Below are 17,342 nucleotides of genomic sequence, written 5' to 3' on the forward strand. Positions count from 1 at the left end.
CCTATGTCGCTAAATTTCCCGCTGTTGCTGGTCATCGCCGTGTTCGTCTGCGGCCTGTTGGCGTTGATTGATCTGCTGTTCCTGGCGCCGCGTCGGCGAGCTGCCATTGCCTCGTATCAGGGCAGTGTCAGCCAGCCCGAGCCTGTGGTGGTCGAGAAGCTGAACAAAGAGCCGCTGCTGGTCGAATACGGCAAGTCGTTCTTTCCGGTGCTGTTCATTGTCCTGGTCCTGCGTTCGTTCCTGGTGGAGCCGTTCCAGATTCCGTCCGGTTCGATGAAACCGACCCTGGACGTCGGCGACTTCATACTGGTGAACAAGTTTTCCTACGGCATCCGTCTGCCGGTGATCGACAAGAAGATCATCGAAGTCGGTGACCCGCAGCGCGGCGATGTCATGGTGTTCCGCTACCCGAGCGACCCGAACGTCAACTACATCAAGCGTGTGGTGGGCCTGCCGGGTGACACGGTGCGTTACACCGCCGACAAGCGTCTGTTCGTCAACGGCGAATCGATTGCCGAGAAGATGGTCGGCGCCGAGGCGGGTTCGCTGGGCAGCGCGGAGCTCTATCAGGAAAAACTCGGCGCAGCCGAGCACCTGATCCGCAAGGAAATGAGCCGCTACCGCGCCACCCCGGATCGTTCGTGGACAGTGCCTGCCGGGCACTACTTCATGATGGGCGACAACCGCGACAATTCGAACGACAGCCGCTACTGGGATGATCCGAACATTCCCAAGGATCTGCTGGGCATGGTTCCCGACAAGAATATTGTCGGCAAGGCCTTCGCGGTCTGGATGAGCTGGCCGGAGCCGAAACTCAGCCACCTGCCGAATTTCTCGCGGGTCGGCCTGATCAAGTAATCAAACACGGCGCTGTTGACCACAGCGCCGAATGCATTTCTGGAGCCGGCACAATCGGCTTCGCAATCGCCAGGATTTATTTTTTGAACACAGCGTTAATTGTCCCAGGCCTGCGCCGTATCCCGGCGATGGCAGTGGAAACCAGCCACGAACTCAGCGTGGGTAAACCGTGAGCGTTTCTCTAAGCCGTCTCGAGCGCCAGCTCGGTTACACCTTCAAGGACCAGGAGCTGATGCTGCTGGCCCTCACGCACCGCAGTTTTGCCGGGCGCAACAACGAGCGTCTGGAATTCCTCGGTGATGCCATCCTCAATTTCGTCGCTGGCGAGGCGCTGTTCGATCGCTTCCCGCTGGCTCGCGAAGGCCAGTTGTCGCGTTTGCGCGCACGGCTGGTAAAAGGTGAGACGCTGGCCGTACTGGCACGCGGTTTCGACCTCGGCGATTATCTGCGTCTGGGTTCGGGTGAACTGAAGAGCGGTGGTTTCCGCCGTGAATCGATTCTGGCCGATGCCCTCGAAGCTCTGATCGGTGCGATCTACCTCGATGCCGGCATGGACGTCGCCCGCGAGCGCGTGCTGGCCTGGCTGGCCGGCGAATTCGAAGGCCTGACGCTGGTCGACACCAACAAGGATCCGAAAACCCGCTTGCAGGAACATCTGCAATCGCGCGGTTGCGAACTGCCACGCTACGAAGTGGTGGATATCCAGGGCGAACCGCACTGCCGAACCTTCTTCGTCGAATGCGAAGTGGTCTTATTGAATGAAAAAAGCCGAGGTCAGGGTGTGAGCCGTCGTATTGCCGAACAGGTAGCGGCCGCCGCAGCACTGATTGCCCTGGGCGTGGAGAATGGCAATGACTGATACAAACGCAACTCGCTGTGGCTACGTTGCCATCGTCGGCCGTCCCAACGTCGGCAAGTCGACGCTGCTCAACCACATCCTCGGGCAGAAGCTCGCGATCACCTCGCGCAAGCCGCAGACCACCCGCCACAACATGCTCGGCATCAAGACCGAGGGCGACGTGCAGGCGATCTACGTCGACACCCCGGGCATGCACAAGGGTGGCGAAAAGGCCCTGAACCGTTACATGAACAAAACCGCTTCGGCGGCGTTGAAAGATGTCGACGTGGTGATCTTCGTCGTCGACCGTACCAAGTGGACCGACGAAGACCAGATGGTTCTCGAACGTGTGCAATACGTGACCGGCCCGCTGATCGTCGCCCTGAACAAGACCGATCGCATCGAAGACAAAGCCGAGTTGATGCCGCACCTGAGCTGGTTGCAGGAACAGCTGCCGAACGCACAGATCATTCCGATTTCCGCGCAGCACGGGCACAACCTCGAAGCGCTGGAAAAGGTCATCGCCGATCACTTGCCGGAGAATGATCACTTCTTCCCGGAAGACCAGATTACCGACCGCAGCAGCCGTTTCCTTGCCGCCGAACTGGTGCGCGAGAAAATCATGCGCCAGATGGGTGCCGAGCTGCCGTACCAGATCACCGTCGAAATCGAAGAATTCAAGCAGCAGGGCAAGACCTTGCACATCCACGCGCTGATTCTCGTCGAGCGTGACGGCCAGAAGAAAATCATCATTGGCGACAAGGGCGAGCGCATCAAGCGCATCGGCACCGAAGCGCGCAAGGACATGGAGCTGCTGTTTGACTCCAAGATCATGCTCAACCTGTGGGTCAAGGTGAAGGGCGGCTGGTCCGATGACGAGCGCGCGCTGCGTTCGCTGGGTTATGGCGATTTGTAAGTAGCGATCTCGAAAACACCGCTACTCACTGTGGGAGCGAGCCTGCTCGCGAAGAGGATGTAACATTCAGCATCGATGTTGACTGTCACTCCGCTTTCGCGAGCAGGCTCGCTCCCACAGTGGTTTTGGGTTGTATGTAAAACCGCGTTTCTTCATCGAGAACTCAATGTCGCAAAACCCGCCTCCCGCCCAACCCGCCTACGTCCTGCATTCGCGCGCCTATCGCGAAACCAGCGCACTGGTCGATTTCCTCACGCCACAAGGTCGGCTGCGGGCGGTGTTGCGCAGTGCGCGGGGCAAGGCCGGGACACTGGCGCGGCCGTTCGTGGCGCTGGAGGTCGAGTTCCGTGGCAAGGGCGAGCTGAAGAATGTCGGGCGCATGGAGAGCTCCGGCACCTCGGCGTGGCTCAATGGCGAGGCGCTGTTCAGCGGCCTCTATCTCAACGAGCTGTTGATTCGGCTGTTGCCTGCCGAAGATCCGCATCCGGCAGTGTTCGATCATTACGCCGCAACCTTGCTGGCGCTGGCCGAAGGTCGACCACTGGAACCGTTGCTGCGCTCCTTCGAATGGCGTCTGCTGGATGATCTCGGCTACGGCTTCTCCATGAATACCGACATCCACGGCGAACCTGTCGCTGCTGACGGCCTCTATCGCTTGCAAGTGGACGCCGGACTCGAGCGGGTTTACCTGCTGCAACCCGGCCTGTTCAACGGCACTGAACTGCTGGCCATGGCCGAAGCCGACTGGTCGGCGCCCGGTGCGCTGTCGGCGGCCAAGCGTCTGATGCGCCAGGCGCTGGCGGTGCATTTGGGCGGGCGTCCGCTCGTCAGTCGCGAGCTGTTTCGCAAGCCCTGATATGCTGTGCGCCGAACCTTTCAATTCAGGAGCGCATCCGTGACCAGCAGCAATCGCATTCTTCTCGGCGTGAACATCGACCACGTCGCCACCTTGCGTCAGGCCCGTGGCACGCGCTACCCGGATCCGGTCAAGGCGGCGCTGGATGCAGAAGAGGCGGGCGCCGATGGCATCACCGTGCACCTGCGTGAAGACCGTCGGCACATCCAGGAGCGCGACGTACTTCTGCTCAAGGATGTGCTGCAAACCCGCATGAACTTCGAAATGGGCGTCACCGAAGAAATGATGGCTTTCGCCGAGCGCATTCGCCCGGCGCACATTTGCCTGGTCCCGGAAACCCGTCAGGAACTGACCACCGAGGGTGGCCTGGATGTAGCGGGGCAGGAGGAGCGCATCAGGGCTGCGGTCGAGCGGTTGTCGAAAATCGGCAGCGAAGTGTCGCTGTTCATCGACGCCGACGAGCGCCAGATCGCCGCCTCCAAGCGCGTCGGAGCACCGGCCATCGAGTTGCACACCGGGCGTTACGCCGATGCCGAAACCCCGACTGAAGTGGCCGAGGAATTGAAGCGTGTGGCGGATGGCGTTGCGTTTGGTCTGGCCCAAGGCTTGATCGTTAACGCCGGTCACGGCTTGCATTACCACAACGTTGAAGCCGTGGCTGCGATCAAAGGCATCAACGAGCTTAACATCGGCCACGCGCTGGTGGCGCATGCGTTGTTCGTTGGCTTCAAGTCCGCCGTATCGGAAATGAAAGCGCTGATCCTGGCTGCTGCCAAATCCTGAGCAGCTACACAAAACCCCTGTGGGAGCGAGCCTGCTCGCGAAAACGATGTATCAGTCAAAGATAATGTCGACTGACACGACGCTTTCGCGAGCAAGCCCGCTCCCACAGTTGGATTTGAGGTGTTGTTAGAGCGGGGCAGGTTCCTGCGCCGGTTTCGACTTGTCGATCGCCGGCACATGCAGATTGCCCTCGGCCACCTGATCGCCCTCAAGCTGCGGCTGGGTTACCCAGGTCAGGATGTCGTAATAGCGACGGATGTTCGCCACGAAATGCACTGGCTCGCCACCCCGGGCGTAGCCGTAACGGGTCTTGCTGTACCACTGTTTCTGCGACAGGCGCGGCAGGATCTTTTTCACGTCCAGCCACTTGTCCGGATTCAAGCCTTCCTTCGCCGCCAGTTTGCGCGCGTCATCCAGATGGCCGCTGCCGACGTTGTATGCCGCCAGGGCAAACCAGGTGCGGTCCGGTTCCTGGATCGAATCGTCTAGCTGATCCTTCATATAGGCCAGGTACTTGGCGCCGCCCATGATGCTCTGCTTGGGATCGAGGCGGTTCGATACACCCATCGCCTGCGCGGTGTTCTGGGTCAGCATCATCAGGCCGCGTACGCCGGTTTTCGAGGTCACGGTTGGCTGCCACAGGGATTCCTGATAACCGATGGCGGCCAGCAGGCGCCAGTCGACTTTCTCTTTCTTCGCGTAGTTCTTGAAGTGCTGTTCGTATTTCGGCAGGCGCTGCTGCAAGTGCTGGGCGAAGGTGGTGGCGCCCATGTAGCCGAGGACATCAACGTGGCCGTAGTAGCGGTCCTTCAGGCGTTGCAGGGTGCCGTTTTTCTGCACCTTGTCCAGATAGGCATTGATTTCGTTGAGCAGGCTGTTGTCTTCGCCCGGGCCCACCGCCCAGCTCTGACTGCGTGCGTCGCCGAGGTCGAAGGCCACGCGGATATTGGTGAAGTACACCTGATTCATCGCCACTTCGTTGGAGTCGACCAATGTCAGGTCAATCTGGCCCTCATCGACCATGCGCAGCAGATCGACCACTTCAACCGCGTCGGATTCTTCGTATTCGATGCCGGGAAATTTCTGTTTCAGCTCCGCCAGTTGCTCGGCGTGGGTGCTGCCCTTGAGCACGGTGATCTTCTTGCCGACCAGATCCGCCGGATCGGTGGGCCGCGACTGGCCGTTGCGGTAGATGATCTGCGGGGTGACTTCAAGGTAGGAGTGGGAGAACCGCACCTGCTTCTTGCGTTCATCGCTGCTGACCAGACCGGCGGCCGCAAGCACCGGGCCGTTCGGCTTGCCAACCTGATTGAACAGGTCATCGAGATTGTCGGCGGTCTCGATCTTCAACTCGACACCCAAATCGTCGGCGAAACGCTTCACCAGCTCGTATTCGAAGCCGGTTTCACCGCTGCGATCCTGAAAGTAGGTGGCGGGGCTGTTACGGGTAACCACCCGCAGCACACCGTCCTCCTTTACGCGCTCGAGTGTGTTGGGTTTATCAACACAGCCACCGAGCATCAGGAAGAGTCCGGTTGCGATCAGCCATTTGGCGTATCGCGGACGCAAAGCCGTTGGGAAAAACATCTGCGCAGTATACGCAAACGGCCACGGGCGCCATATCTCGACAGCGTAGGACTAGTCTGCTAGCGATCACAAATCCGAACGAAATCCCTTGAATACGGGCCTTCAGGGCGTTTTGTTACAGTAAAAATAAGCCGCGCTGAAACGCTCGATTTACCTGACCCCGGAGGCAGAAACACAGATTGCTACCCGAGTGCAACCGTGCGTAGCGTTTCGGGTGATGTTGAGGTCGGTTTAGGCTAGAATGCACGGCCTCAAAGCACACCCCTTCCCGAGGCTGTCCCGAAGATGTTGATCCTGCGCGGCGCTCCTGCCCTTTCTGCCTTTCGCCACAGCAAACTCCTTGAGCAACTGAGCCAGAAGGTTCCAGCTGTCAGTGGCCTGTATGCTGAATTCGCTCACTTCGCCGAAGTCACCGGCGTCCTGACCGGCGACGAACAGCAGGTGCTAGCGCGCCTTCTGAAGTACGGCCCAAGTGTTCCGGTTCAAGAGCCGACCGGCCGTCTGTTTCTGGTGCTGCCGCGTTTCGGCACCATCTCGCCGTGGTCGAGCAAGGCCAGCGACATCGCCCGCAACTGCGGTCTGAGCAAGATCCAGCGCCTGGAACGCGGTATCGCCTTCTATGTTGCAGGGCAGTTCAGCGAAGCCGAAGCCCAGCTGATTTCGGACGCGCTGCATGACCGCATGACCCAGATCGTGCTGGCCAACCTCGAGCAGGCCGCCGGTCTGTTCAGCCACGCCGAGCCGAAGCCGTTGACCGCAATCGACATCCTCGGTGGCGGTCGCGCCGCGCTGGAAAAGGCCAACACCGAGCTGGGCCTGGCCCTGGCCGAAGACGAGATCGACTACCTGGTCAATGCCTTCAATGGTCTCAAGCGCAACCCGCATGACATCGAACTGATGATGTTCGCCCAGGCCAACTCCGAGCACTGCCGCCACAAGATTTTCAACGCCAGTTGGGACATCGACGGCCAGAGCCAGGAAAAAAGCCTGTTCGGCATGATCAAGAACACCTATCAGATGCACAGCGAAGGTGTGCTGTCCGCTTACAAGGACAACGCATCGGTGATCGTTGGCAACGTCGCCGGCCGCTTCTTCCCGAACCCTGAAACCCGCCAATACGGTGCGGTGCAGGAGCCGGTGCACATCCTGATGAAGGTTGAAACCCACAACCACCCGACCGCGATTGCGCCGTTCCCGGGCGCATCCACCGGCTCCGGCGGCGAGATCCGTGACGAAGGTGCAACCGGTCGCGGCGCCAAGCCAAAGGCCGGCCTCACCGGTTTTACCGTTTCCAACCTGCAGATCCCGGGCTTCGAACAGCCGTGGGAAGTGCCGTACGGCAAGCCTGAGCGCATCGTCACCGCGCTGGACATCATGATCGAAGGCCCGCTCGGCGGCGCCGCGTTCAACAACGAATTCGGTCGTCCGGCGCTGACCGGCTATTTCCGTACCTTCGAACAATCGATCACTACCCCGCACGGCGACGAAGTGCGTGGTTACCACAAGCCGATCATGCTCGCTGGCGGCATGGGCAACATCCGTGAAGAACACGTCAAGAAAGGCGAGATCGTCGTCGGCTCCAAGCTGATCGTGCTCGGCGGCCCGGCGATGTTGATCGGTCTGGGCGGCGGCGCGGCTTCGTCGATGGCCACCGGCACCAGCTCGGCGGATCTGGATTTTGCTTCGGTGCAGCGTGAAAACCCTGAAATGGAGCGTCGTTGTCAGGAAGTCATCGACCGTTGCTGGCAACTGGGTGACAAGAATCCGATCAGCTTCATCCACGACGTCGGCGCGGGCGGTCTGTCCAATGCCTTCCCGGAACTGGTCAACGACGGCGACCGCGGTGGCCGTTTCGAACTGCGCAACATTCCCAACGACGAGCCGGGCATGGCCCCGCACGAAATCTGGTCGAACGAATCCCAGGAACGTTACGTCCTGGCGGTCGGCCCGGAAGATTTCGAGCGCTTCCAGGCGATCTGCGAACGCGAGCGTTGCCCGTTTGCCGTAGTCGGTGAAGCGACTGCCGAACCGCAACTGACCGTGACCGACAGCCACTTCGGCAACAACCCGGTGGACATGCCGCTGGAAGTGTTGCTGGGCAAGGCGCCGCGCATGCACCGTTCGGTGGTCCGCGAAGCCGAGCTGGGTGATGACTTCGATCCGTCGAACCTCGATATCAGCGAGTCCATCGAGCGTGTTCTGCATCACCCGGCCGTGGCCAGCAAAAGCTTCCTGATCACCATCGGCGACCGCACCATCACCGGCCTCGTCGCCCGTGACCAGATGGTCGGCCCATGGCAGGTGCCGGTGGCTGACGTTGCCGTCACCGCCACCAGTTTCGACGTCTACACCGGTGAAGCGATGGCGATGGGCGAGCGCACTCCGCTGGCTCTGCTGGACGCACCGGCCTCGGGCCGCATGGCCATCGGCGAAACCATCACCAACATTGCCGCCTCGCGCATCAACAAGCTCTCCGACATCAAACTGTCGGCGAACTGGATGTCCGCTGCCGGTCACCCGGGTGAAGACGCGCGTCTGTACGACACCGTGAAAGCGGTCGGCATGGAGCTGTGCCCCGAGCTGGGCATCACCATTCCGGTGGGCAAGGACTCGATGTCCATGGCCACGGGCTGGAACGACAACGGCGAAGACAAGACCGTCACTTCGCCAATGTCGCTGATCGTCACCGGTTTCGCGCCAGTGGCTGACATCCGTCAGACCCTGACCCCGGAACTGCGCATGGACAAGGGCACCACTGACCTGATCCTGATCGACCTCGGTCGGGGGCAGAACCGCATGGGTGCGTCGATCCTCGCGCAAGTCCACGGCAAACTCGGCCAACATGCGCCGGACGTCGATGACGCCGAAGACCTGAAAGCCTTCTTCGCGGTGATCCAGGGCCTCAACGCCGACGGTCATCTGCTGGCCTACCACGACCGTTCCGACGGTGGTCTGCTGACCTCCGTGGTGGAAATGGCCTTCGCCGGCCACTGCGGTCTGAGCCTGAACCTGGACAGTGTTGCCGAATCCGCTTCGGAAATCGCCGCGATCCTGTTCAACGAAGAACTCGGCGCGGTGATCCAGGTTCGTCAGGACGCCACCCCGGACATCCTCGCGCAATTCAGCGCCGCCGGTCTGGGCGACTGCGTGTCGGTGATCGGTCAGCCGATCAACAATGGCCAGATCAACATCACCTTCAACGGTGACACCGTGTTCGAAGGCCAGCGTCGTCTGCTGCAGCGTCAGTGGGCCGAGACCAGCTACCAGATCCAGCGTCTGCGTGACAACGCCGACTGCGCCGAGCAGGAATTCGACGCGCTGCTGGAAGAAGACAATCCGGGCCTGAGCGTCAAACTCAGCTACGACGTCAATCAGGACATCGCCGCGCCTTACATCAAGAAAGGCATCCGTCCTCAGGTTGCCGTGCTGCGTGAGCAGGGCGTCAACGGGCAGGTGGAAATGGCCGCCGCGTTCGACCGCGCCGGTTTCAGCGCGATCGACGTGCACATGAGCGACATCCTTGCCGGTCGTGTCGATCTCAACGAGTTCAAAGGCCTGGTGGCCTGCGGCGGTTTCTCCTACGGCGACGTACTCGGCGCCGGTGAAGGCTGGGCCAAGTCGGCGCTGTTCAACAGCCGCGCCCGTGATGCGTTCCAGGGCTTCTTCGAACGTAACGACAGCTTCACGCTGGGCGTGTGCAACGGTTGCCAGATGATGTCCAACCTGCACGAGCTGATCCCGGGCAGCGAGTTCTGGCCGCACTTCGTGCGCAACCGCTCCGAGCAGTTCGAAGCGCGCGTGGCGATGGTGCAGATCCAGGAATCGAATTCGATCTTCCTGCAGGGCATGGCCGGTTCGCGCATGCCGATCGCTATCGCGCACGGTGAAGGTCATGCCGAGTTCGCCAGCGAAGAGGCACTGTTGGAAGCCGATCTGTCCGGTTGCGTGGCGATGCGTTTTGTCGACAACCACGGCAAGGTCACCGAAGCCTACCCGGCCAACCCGAACGGCTCGCCGCGCGGGATTACCGGCCTCACCAGCCGTGATGGTCGCGTAACGATCATGATGCCGCACCCGGAGCGTGTGTTCCGCGCGGTGCAGAACTCGTGGCGTTCGGAAGACTGGAACGAGGATGCACCTTGGATGCGTATGTTCCGTAACGCGCGCGTCTGGGTGAACTAAGGCCTGTGTACAAGCTCGGTTTTTTTGTTCCTGACAGTCATGTCGAGGTGGTCAAAGGGGCTGTGTTCGCTGCCGGTGGTGGGCGGATCGGTGACTATGACCACTGTGCGTGGCAGGTGCTTGGCTCTGGTCAGTTTCGACCGTTGGACGGCAGTCAGCCGTTTATTGGTGAGGCGGGGCAGGTTGAGCGGGTTGAGGAATGGAAGGTTGAGCTTGTCGTTGCGGATGAGTTGATTGTTGCTGTTGTGGCGGCGTTGAAGCTCAGTCATCCGTATGAGACGCCGGCTTATGAGGTGTGGCGGCTGGAGGATTTCTGATCTTCTTTGCTGCTGGAACGTTAAACCCGCAGATGAGGGATTGTCTGCGGGTTTTTTGTTGGCGCTGATTTTTGTGCGGGCGCATTTTCACTGTGGGAGCGAGCCTGCTCGCGAAGGCGGCCTTACAGGCGACCTGTTTCTCACTGAATGCATGCGATCAAACTGTGGGAGCGAGCCTGCTCGCGAAGGCGCCCTTACAGCCGACCTGTTTCTCACTGACTACATGCGTTCAAAGTGTGGGAGCGAGCCTGCTCGCGATGAGGCCCGTCCAGGCGCCCGAGAACCTGAGATTGTTTAAATCCGTTACCCAATAACCAGAACCTTCCCACAAGGTTTTCAGGTTGTCCGTCGGACGTGCGATCTCTAGTCTTTTCCCGTCGCTGCGAATCAGCGATCGGGAGTGAGATCCCCGGATAGCTTGCAACTGGCGCCAGCACCACGATAATTGGCGCCAGCTCAATCTGCTGCCTGCTTTATGGCGGCTGTGTGCGGGCAGACTTCGGTCTGGCCGGTTGCCTGCTCCGGTGGATCTCACCTCGCACATAGCGGCCACCTATTCGCCGCGTGAGATCCGGCGATCGATGGCTGTCCATCAGCATCAGCAGGAGAAGCATCGTGGAAAAAATCGTTCCCGACCCTCCCCTCGAACCCACACCCCCTCGAACAAACCATCCGCGCCGAAGACCTCGCGAAAAACCGCGAAGCGATCATGCGTGCTCTGTATTTCCACCTGTGTCCGCAGCCGAGCAAAGCGCGCCCGCCCAGCACGATGTTTCTGATCCAGCCCGATGTCGACACCGAAAGCCTGCTCGCCCATGCCTGTGAGTCACTCGCTTCAGCCAACACCCTGGCCAGCGATTTCGCCGATCAGTTGGGCCGTCCGCAGCGCAATACCGCGCTGGCGATTCAGCAGATCATCATGCTTGCCGAGCTGGCGGTGAACCGTGCGCTGGATCGGTTGATCCTCGCGCCTGTAAAGCACGCATCATCCAGGCGATGCCGCCATGAGCGGGGCCGCGTTGGATGCCGCGCGGCTTTGAGCTCGGCATTCAACGCCGGATTCCAACCACAAAAAACCACCGGGCCATCAAGCCCGGTGGTTTTCCATCACGTGCAATCGCACTGGCGTCACTTCACCTGGGTCAGCTTCACGTCTGCTACAAGCATCTCGATCAACGTTCGCAGGTATTTGAAACCCTGATTTTTTTTCTCCCAGCGATCAACGAAGAACAGGCCTTTGTCATTGACCTGGATCGGCGTGACAACGATCTCGCCAGTCTTGGATTTATGCACCACGCTGGCGTTACGGGTGTCTGCGTTCTCGATCAGGAAGTGCCCGGGTTGGGTCAGTTTGCTGCGACTGACAGAAGGCGTCGCGACAGGCTTTTTCGTTCCAGGAACGGCCACCTCCATGAGAAAGTCGCTGGTCAAGGCCCGTACGTTGGCCTCGCGCTTGCCGCTGACAAACTCCCACGAGCCACGGTGGATATCCCTGGCCAGCTCAGGGGCCGTGTCGCGTACGTGCAGGCTGACGGCTGACAGGGTGTCGGCCAGACCTGGCACACCGAGATTGAAATTAGTGTGCGCACTGCCGATGAGCGCCAGCCATCTATGCGGCCCGTGAGCCAGTTGATCGGCTTCGATCACTTGGGTCGCGAAATAGCTGAACATCTCGTTGCGCGAAATATCCTCGTCATAGATGCCCTTGAGGTGGTAAGAGGCTGTGCAATCGAGGGCCCTGATTCGAATTTTGTACTTGGCCGCCGCCTGGAAGACCTCTGTGTACGTATCGTTCCCCTTGTAAGTGGGCATGTGTCCGCGATCCTGACGATGCAGATAGGCCTTCAGCCTGTCCGGCATGCGCTGGGTCCGCAGGAACGTATCGAGATCGGCCTGGTGCAGGTCGGTGAGCATGTGCTCCACATATAACGTGTCATACCCCGCTTCCTTGAGCGCTTTCATGTGCTTTTTCAACAGTGCTTTGCTTGCTGCATCGGCGTGGGCTTCGCCGATCAGCAGATTTAAATTCCCGTCGCGCAACCGCGGCAAAAAAGCTTCGAATGTACAGTCGGAGGTGAGCACCGGCAGGATGGGTGCGTCGGGAGGGACGTAGTCGGTGAACGCGTCTCTGGCCGTTTTTTCCAGACGTTTGCGCTGGGTGAGGAAAGCGTCATAGGCCTTTCTTTCACGGGGTACGGTCGGGGCGTAGTTCGAGTCCAGGGACTTGGGCTGAGGCAACATGTCGGCGATGTCATCGCGTAGCGCTGAAGCAATATCGAAGTCGCTGAAGTGATCAGCAGCGGCGGCTGCGGCGGCTGGCTCGGCGACGGGCAGAGGAGCCTTGTATGTACTCGGTATCCGGACGAGGAAATCACCTTGCGCTGTCGCGTCTCCGCTAATGGCCCCGGGCGTATCCCTGCCAATGCGTGAGGGTTGATACAAGTCGATATCTTCGACACGTACGGCGACGGCGTCATGCAGATCGGCCAGACCTGGCGTCTTGTCGAACGTGCACATGCGTGACTGTTCGGTGAGGACGATCCAGCGTTGCTGCGGTGCATCGGCGATATCGGCAGCCAGCGTCTTGTGAGAGTAGAAATTGCGGATGCTGTTGCTTCGAGGCGTCAGTGGTGAGATCTCGGACAGCACCATGGCGTGCTCAAGTTGATAGCTGGTCGAGGCATCCAGCGCACTGATTTGAAAACCCTTTTTCCGAGCGGTACGGACGAGTGCCAGATACGAATACGCTGCGTCCTTGCCATGCCCGAGCGCGGCATCAATGGCTTTCAAATGGTGTTTGATGTGTTTCCAGCTTTCACCTTTGTTCATCTTCTCCAGCTTGAGATGGAAAACGTCGCCCGCCAGATATTCCACATACAGACGCTTGAAACCATTGGCAGCGAGCGCGTCCAGGTTGTCGATCAGCACCTGTTTGCTGGCGATCGAACCGGGCCGGGCGCCAATCACCAGATTTTTCCCCGTACATGCATCGCTGGCGATCAACTGTGCAAATGTGCTGTCGGCGGCGACATCCACCACCTGAGCGCGAGGGGGTAACGGGGCGAGGTCGGCGAAATGCCGGGTGGCGTCTGCGGTCAGTTTTTGCACCTGTTCCAGGTAGGCTTTACGCGTTGTGGCAAATTCCTCGACGACGCCGGCAATGATCGACTGCGGAGGGACCATGTAATCCACGCTGCGTTTGATGACCTCTCCTCTGGATTGCGGATTCATCACCGTTTCGACGCGATCACGGTATTTCGGCGCAACGCCATAATCCTTGTGCGGACCGGGTGTCTCTGGCACGGCGTCATATTTTGGCGCGCCGCCGGCCACGCCACTGCGCACCATCGTGCCGTCTGCGTTGCGCACGGTGAGGATGCCGGTCGATACCAGCTCGGGGCTGCCCGGAACGGTGGTGTACAACAAGTAACGGCCGAGCGCGTCGGGATGGTTACTGGCCCAATAGAGCTTGCTCTTGTAAACCACTGTGCGCATGCCATCCCACTCCGGGGTTGCGGCCACCTGGTCGATCAGCTTGACCGTCTGTTGCTGCTCTTTGCTGGCGGCCACGGCAGTCTGGCGCAGCGGGCGGTTGAGCGGTTTGAGTGACCGCAGGGCGGGACGCAGGTCGGTCAGCACTGCGCCGGCACTGTTGAACATATAACCGAGCAGATGCATGAACGCTTCGCCCTGTTCACCCTGGCGATAGGCGTGCAGCGCCAGCATGGCGTCCTTGAACGCCAGCAACAGGCCGGTGCTCAGACTCAGCAAGGGAAAAGGCGCGGTGGCAATGGCTGTGACCCATTCGACACAGGTCCAGACCATGCTGCTGATCATCTGCGCACGACTGGTCGTGGTGGCGTGGACATCGTCGATCTTGCGTTGCAGCTTCATGTCATACAGCACATTGGGCAGATCCTTGACCGGATCTACCGATGTCGTCGAGTCATAGCGGGCAGGGCTTGGCGTGGTTCGGTTGAGCTGCTGTGGGAGGTCCTTTCTGGCCGTTTCGAGAAACGTGCGGACGCGTTTTTGCGACTGCACCCCGACCCTGACAGTCAGATACTCGATCATCCCGTCGGTATGCTTGAGCAGGTAATTGAACAGCCGCGCTTCGCGAAAAGCCACACCGTCGGGGGCATCCGGGGTGTAGAGCAGCACCGGCTGTTTGTCGTGGCTGAACAACCAGGTATCAATGACCCATTCACCGTCAATCATCAGCCGGTGGATCGGGTAGCGGGTGCGCGTTGGCGCCGAAGTGTCGTCCATGCTGGCGATGCTTTGCTCCAGCCATCGCCGATCGCTGGAGCTGATATGCCCCTGCAGTTGGCATTCCAGGGCAGCGCTTTTCATCTGCCGCTGAGTAACGGCCAGGAGAGTGTTGCGCCTGAGCGCGTAGCCTTCGCTGGCTGGACTTTGCAGTTCGGCTTTGACCTTGTCGGTGTAGCGTTGCCCAACCCAGACCCCGGTGACCGACCGCGCGACGTTCTGCGCGGTGAGGCCGCTGATGTCGATTCCTGCCGGCCCCCTGAAGCGTGCAGATTGCCAGAATTTTTCATCGAGAAAACCGAGCCCCCCGGCGTATCCGTCTCGATACAGGCGGGTGTAGTTCACGGGTTTGGGGGTCAACGCCGGAATCACGGACATCGGCGAGTAGGCCCAGACGGTGTCCGGGTCGACATCATTGCCCGGGCGCTTGAGCAAGCGGTTCAGGCTGATCCTGGCCTGCTCGTGCACGAAAACATCGAAAGCGGGAAAGTGGCTGCCGGATAACGGATGCCTGGCAAACGCGCGCAAAGTCTCCTCGGCACTTTCAGTCAGAGTCGCAAGCTGGCGGCGATTGGCCGCTGTGGTCTGGCGATACCATTGCGGCGTAGAGAAGTCATAGTCATCGGTTCGCGTCGACAACACGTGCTCGGCCATCGCTCGCAAGCAATCGAGATGGCTGCCACAGTGCTCGAAGGTGACCTTTTTGTATTCCACGGCCTCAGGCTTGAAGCTCAGCGCTGAGAGCAATTTGCGCATGCTCGGGCGAAAGCGCATCGGGGCGCGGTTGAGCAGGTAGCCCGCCATGCTCTCGGAGTCCTTGAGACTTTTGCCCCAGTCGAGCACATGGGTCTGGCATTCGATTTCGCTGTCGAAGGCCTGGAATTGTCGGTCGCGGGGTGCTTGCGGGGTGCATAACAACACGCGGTTGATGACGCCGGTGGCGTCGGTCTGGCGCAGCACCCAGACGTCCTGCAACTGCGCACCGTGCAAGGACAGTGTTGCGGCCTGCAAGTGGAGGTCGTTGGCGTTGCGCAGCCGCTGGATCATCTGCACGTCACTGTCGAGCAGGTGCCCCTGCAACATGGCGGTGTAGGCCAGAGCGACGATCCTTTGGTCGAGCATATGCTCGATGGCTGGCCGGACGGTGCGTCGGGCGTGCATTTCGCGCTGCAACTGAGCGAAGTCGACGCGAGGCTGCAAGCCGATTGCCTGCTCGACCAGCCAGGCGGGCGTCAGGTCAGAGAATTCTGGGGGCAGTGGCGCACCGTCGTAGGTGATAGTGGTATAGCTGAGGAATTCCGAACCCGGCAATTCATCGCCGGTGTGCGGGCCTCGCAGCGACAGATCGAGCATGCTGCGCTGATGAATACAGACGCCGTATCCGGGCACGCGCCGATCGGTAGTGATCTGCAGTTCTTCGATGTCCAGATCGTCGATGTCCAGGTCATCGCTCAGACGCTGCAGCCATTGTTCGCGGGCGAACTCCTTCAGACTGACCATTGGCCCCATCAGGTCGAGCAGTTTCTGTCGCGCCTGTTGATAGTTGCCTACATGCTCTGCCAACTCGGTTTGTTGCGTGGCACTGGCGCTGCGAAACCAGTCCGCTGCGCTGTTGCGCAAGTGCCGCTCGAACAGTGTCTGGGCGCGCAATTGGAGGCGCGAAGTGAGCTCCGGTAGCGCAGCGGCGATGGCACGGTCGATGGCGGCGAGCAATTGCGCCGGGTCCTGTTGTGGATTGTCAGCGAAGCTCAACGCCCGTTCGATGTCCTGCGTGCGTTTTTTCGCGACCACGTCACAGGCATGCTCAAACAGCGGCCGACTGTCGATCAGCGACAGCTGTAACGGCCAGATGCCCGCTGCGCTCAAGTCGTGATAACGCACGGGCAGCATCTGCCTGAATTCATCGCGGCTAGCCGGATGTTGCAGGTAGTGCAGCAGACGGGCATCCAGATCTTTCTGCGAGTCGAAGGCTTCGATACCTCGCGCAGGGGTGAACAACAGCAGGTAGCCGACGCTTTGCGTGGTTGCCAGGTCCTCCAGTTTCGGGCTGCTTTTTTCAGTCACGACAAAAGCGCCGGCGAGTTCGATGGTTTCCCCTTGGTAGCTGAACTGCACAGCGTAGGCTGCCGGACGCAGGGCCGGGCCCAAGGTGAGTTTTTCCACTAGCGCGCCGGCATCGGGGTGCAGCAGGCGATCTTTTACAGCCTGCCGCGCCTCGTGCTCAAGCGCAGTGAACCCCGCGTCGTAGGTCAGGAAAGATCGTGCGGATTTGCCGTCGATACGGTCACGCAGATCCATGTCGAGCAATGCCGTATCGAGGCTTTCTTTCAGGCCCGCCAGCAAGGATTTGCCGCTGCTGCTCTGCAGATCGCTGTCGGCCAAGGCCTGATACAGCGCACGGCTTCGCCGCACAAACTGTTCGCGATGGCTCTTGAGCAAGCCGTTGATGCGGTTGAGAGAGGCTTGTTCGGTCGTGCTTTTCTGCTCTGGCAGCAGCGCGGTTTCGAGGTTGAAAAAGTGATGCCCGATCTGATTGAGATCGCTTCTGATCTCATCAAACGTCGGGGCTGAGGATGTGCTCATGGGCACGCTCTCCATGCGTGTGGGATGAACACTGAGCATGGCGAGGGTGCGCGAGAGCAGGGTGGTAGATATGTATTGGTTTGCAGGCGGAAAAATATCCCGCCGTGCGCGCTGCGCTGCGTCGCACGGCGGGCTGCAGGCCGATGCTTTCAA

General features: G+C 60.2%; 9 protein-coding genes and 1 pseudogene. 8 read left to right on the forward strand and 2 right to left on the reverse strand.

All coding sequences use genetic code 11. The features are described 5' to 3' along the window. Positions 1-3 precede the first annotated feature (3 nt). The 5 genes from lepB (at position 4) to pdxJ (ending at position 4,251) form a co-directional block, all read left to right on the forward strand. Positions 4-858, forward strand: a complete 855-nt coding sequence (gene lepB / locus AB4N53_RS24745; protein WP_460124273.1) for a signal peptidase I — start codon at positions 4-6, stop codon at positions 856-858. Positions 859-1,027: 169 nt separating this feature from the next. Beyond that, positions 1,028-1,717, forward strand: a complete 690-nt coding sequence (rnc, locus tag AB4N53_RS24750) for a ribonuclease III (RefSeq protein WP_024011703.1) — start codon at positions 1,028-1,030, stop codon at positions 1,715-1,717. Next, complete coding sequence (gene era, locus AB4N53_RS24755; RefSeq protein ID WP_016771562.1) at positions 1,710-2,612, forward strand: GTPase Era; 903 nt, start codon at positions 1,710-1,712, stop codon at positions 2,610-2,612. Before rnc ends, era begins: the two co-directional genes overlap by 8 nt. Positions 2,613-2,778: 166 nt before the next feature. Then, a complete protein-coding gene (recO, locus tag AB4N53_RS24760; RefSeq protein WP_041479514.1) occupies positions 2,779-3,468 on the forward strand; it encodes a DNA repair protein RecO in 690 nt (229 codons plus the stop codon). Between the two features lie 39 nt (positions 3,469-3,507). Then, the gene (gene pdxJ / locus AB4N53_RS24765) at positions 3,508-4,251 is read left to right on the forward strand and encodes a pyridoxine 5'-phosphate synthase (RefSeq protein ID WP_076566005.1); all 744 of its coding nucleotides are present in this window, start codon (positions 3,508-3,510) and stop codon (positions 4,249-4,251) included. Between the two features lie 126 nt (positions 4,252-4,377). On the opposite strand, the gene mltF is transcribed toward pdxJ, so the two are convergent. Next, positions 4,378-5,838 carry a membrane-bound lytic murein transglycosylase MltF gene (mltF, locus tag AB4N53_RS24770; RefSeq protein ID WP_460124278.1) on the reverse strand — a complete coding sequence of 487 codons (1,461 nt, stop codon included), beginning with the start codon at positions 5,836-5,838 and terminating at the stop codon, positions 4,378-4,380. 285 nt (positions 5,839-6,123) lie between these two features. On the opposite strand from mltF, the gene purL reads away from it, so the two are divergent. From purL to AB4N53_RS24785, 3 genes and pseudogenes are all read left to right on the forward strand, one after another. Next, on the forward strand, positions 6,124-10,020 hold the full coding sequence (purL, locus tag AB4N53_RS24775) for a phosphoribosylformylglycinamidine synthase (protein WP_460124281.1): 3,897 nt from the start codon (positions 6,124-6,126) through the stop codon (positions 10,018-10,020). Positions 10,021-10,025: 5 nt separating this feature from the next. After that, positions 10,026-10,337 carry a YqfO family protein gene (locus AB4N53_RS24780; RefSeq protein ID WP_102356444.1) on the forward strand — a complete coding sequence of 104 codons (312 nt, stop codon included), beginning with the start codon at positions 10,026-10,028 and terminating at the stop codon, positions 10,335-10,337. A 615-nt stretch (positions 10,338-10,952) separates the two neighbouring features. Further along, positions 10,953-11,298: pseudogene (locus tag AB4N53_RS24785) on the forward strand (DUF6124 family protein); the annotation flags it as partial. A 167-nt stretch (positions 11,299-11,465) separates the two neighbouring features. Here the strand turns inward: AB4N53_RS24785 and AB4N53_RS24790 are convergent. Beyond that, a complete protein-coding gene (locus tag AB4N53_RS24790; RefSeq protein WP_460124284.1) occupies positions 11,466-17,189 on the reverse strand; it encodes a membrane-targeted effector domain-containing toxin in 5,724 nt (1,907 codons plus the stop codon). Positions 17,190-17,342 lie beyond the last annotated feature (153 nt).

The organism is Pseudomonas sp. H3_E04 (assembly GCF_054668915.1).

Coding starts and splice junctions, on each gene's coding strand:
- lepB (WP_460124273.1), top strand. CDS start 4: ATGTCGCTAAATTTCCCGCTGTTGCTGGTCATCGCCGTGTTCGTCTGC.
- era (WP_016771562.1), top strand. CDS start 1,710: ATGACTGATACAAACGCAACTCGCTGTGGCTACGTTGCCATCGTCGGC.
- recO (WP_041479514.1), top strand. CDS start 2,779: ATGTCGCAAAACCCGCCTCCCGCCCAACCCGCCTACGTCCTGCATTCG.
- mltF (WP_460124278.1), bottom strand. CDS start 5,838: ATGTTTTTCCCAACGGCTTTGCGTCCGCGATACGCCAAATGGCTGATC.
- purL (WP_460124281.1), top strand. CDS start 6,124: ATGTTGATCCTGCGCGGCGCTCCTGCCCTTTCTGCCTTTCGCCACAGC.
- AB4N53_RS24790 (WP_460124284.1), bottom strand. CDS start 17,189: ATGAGCACATCCTCAGCCCCGACGTTTGATGAGATCAGAAGCGATCTC.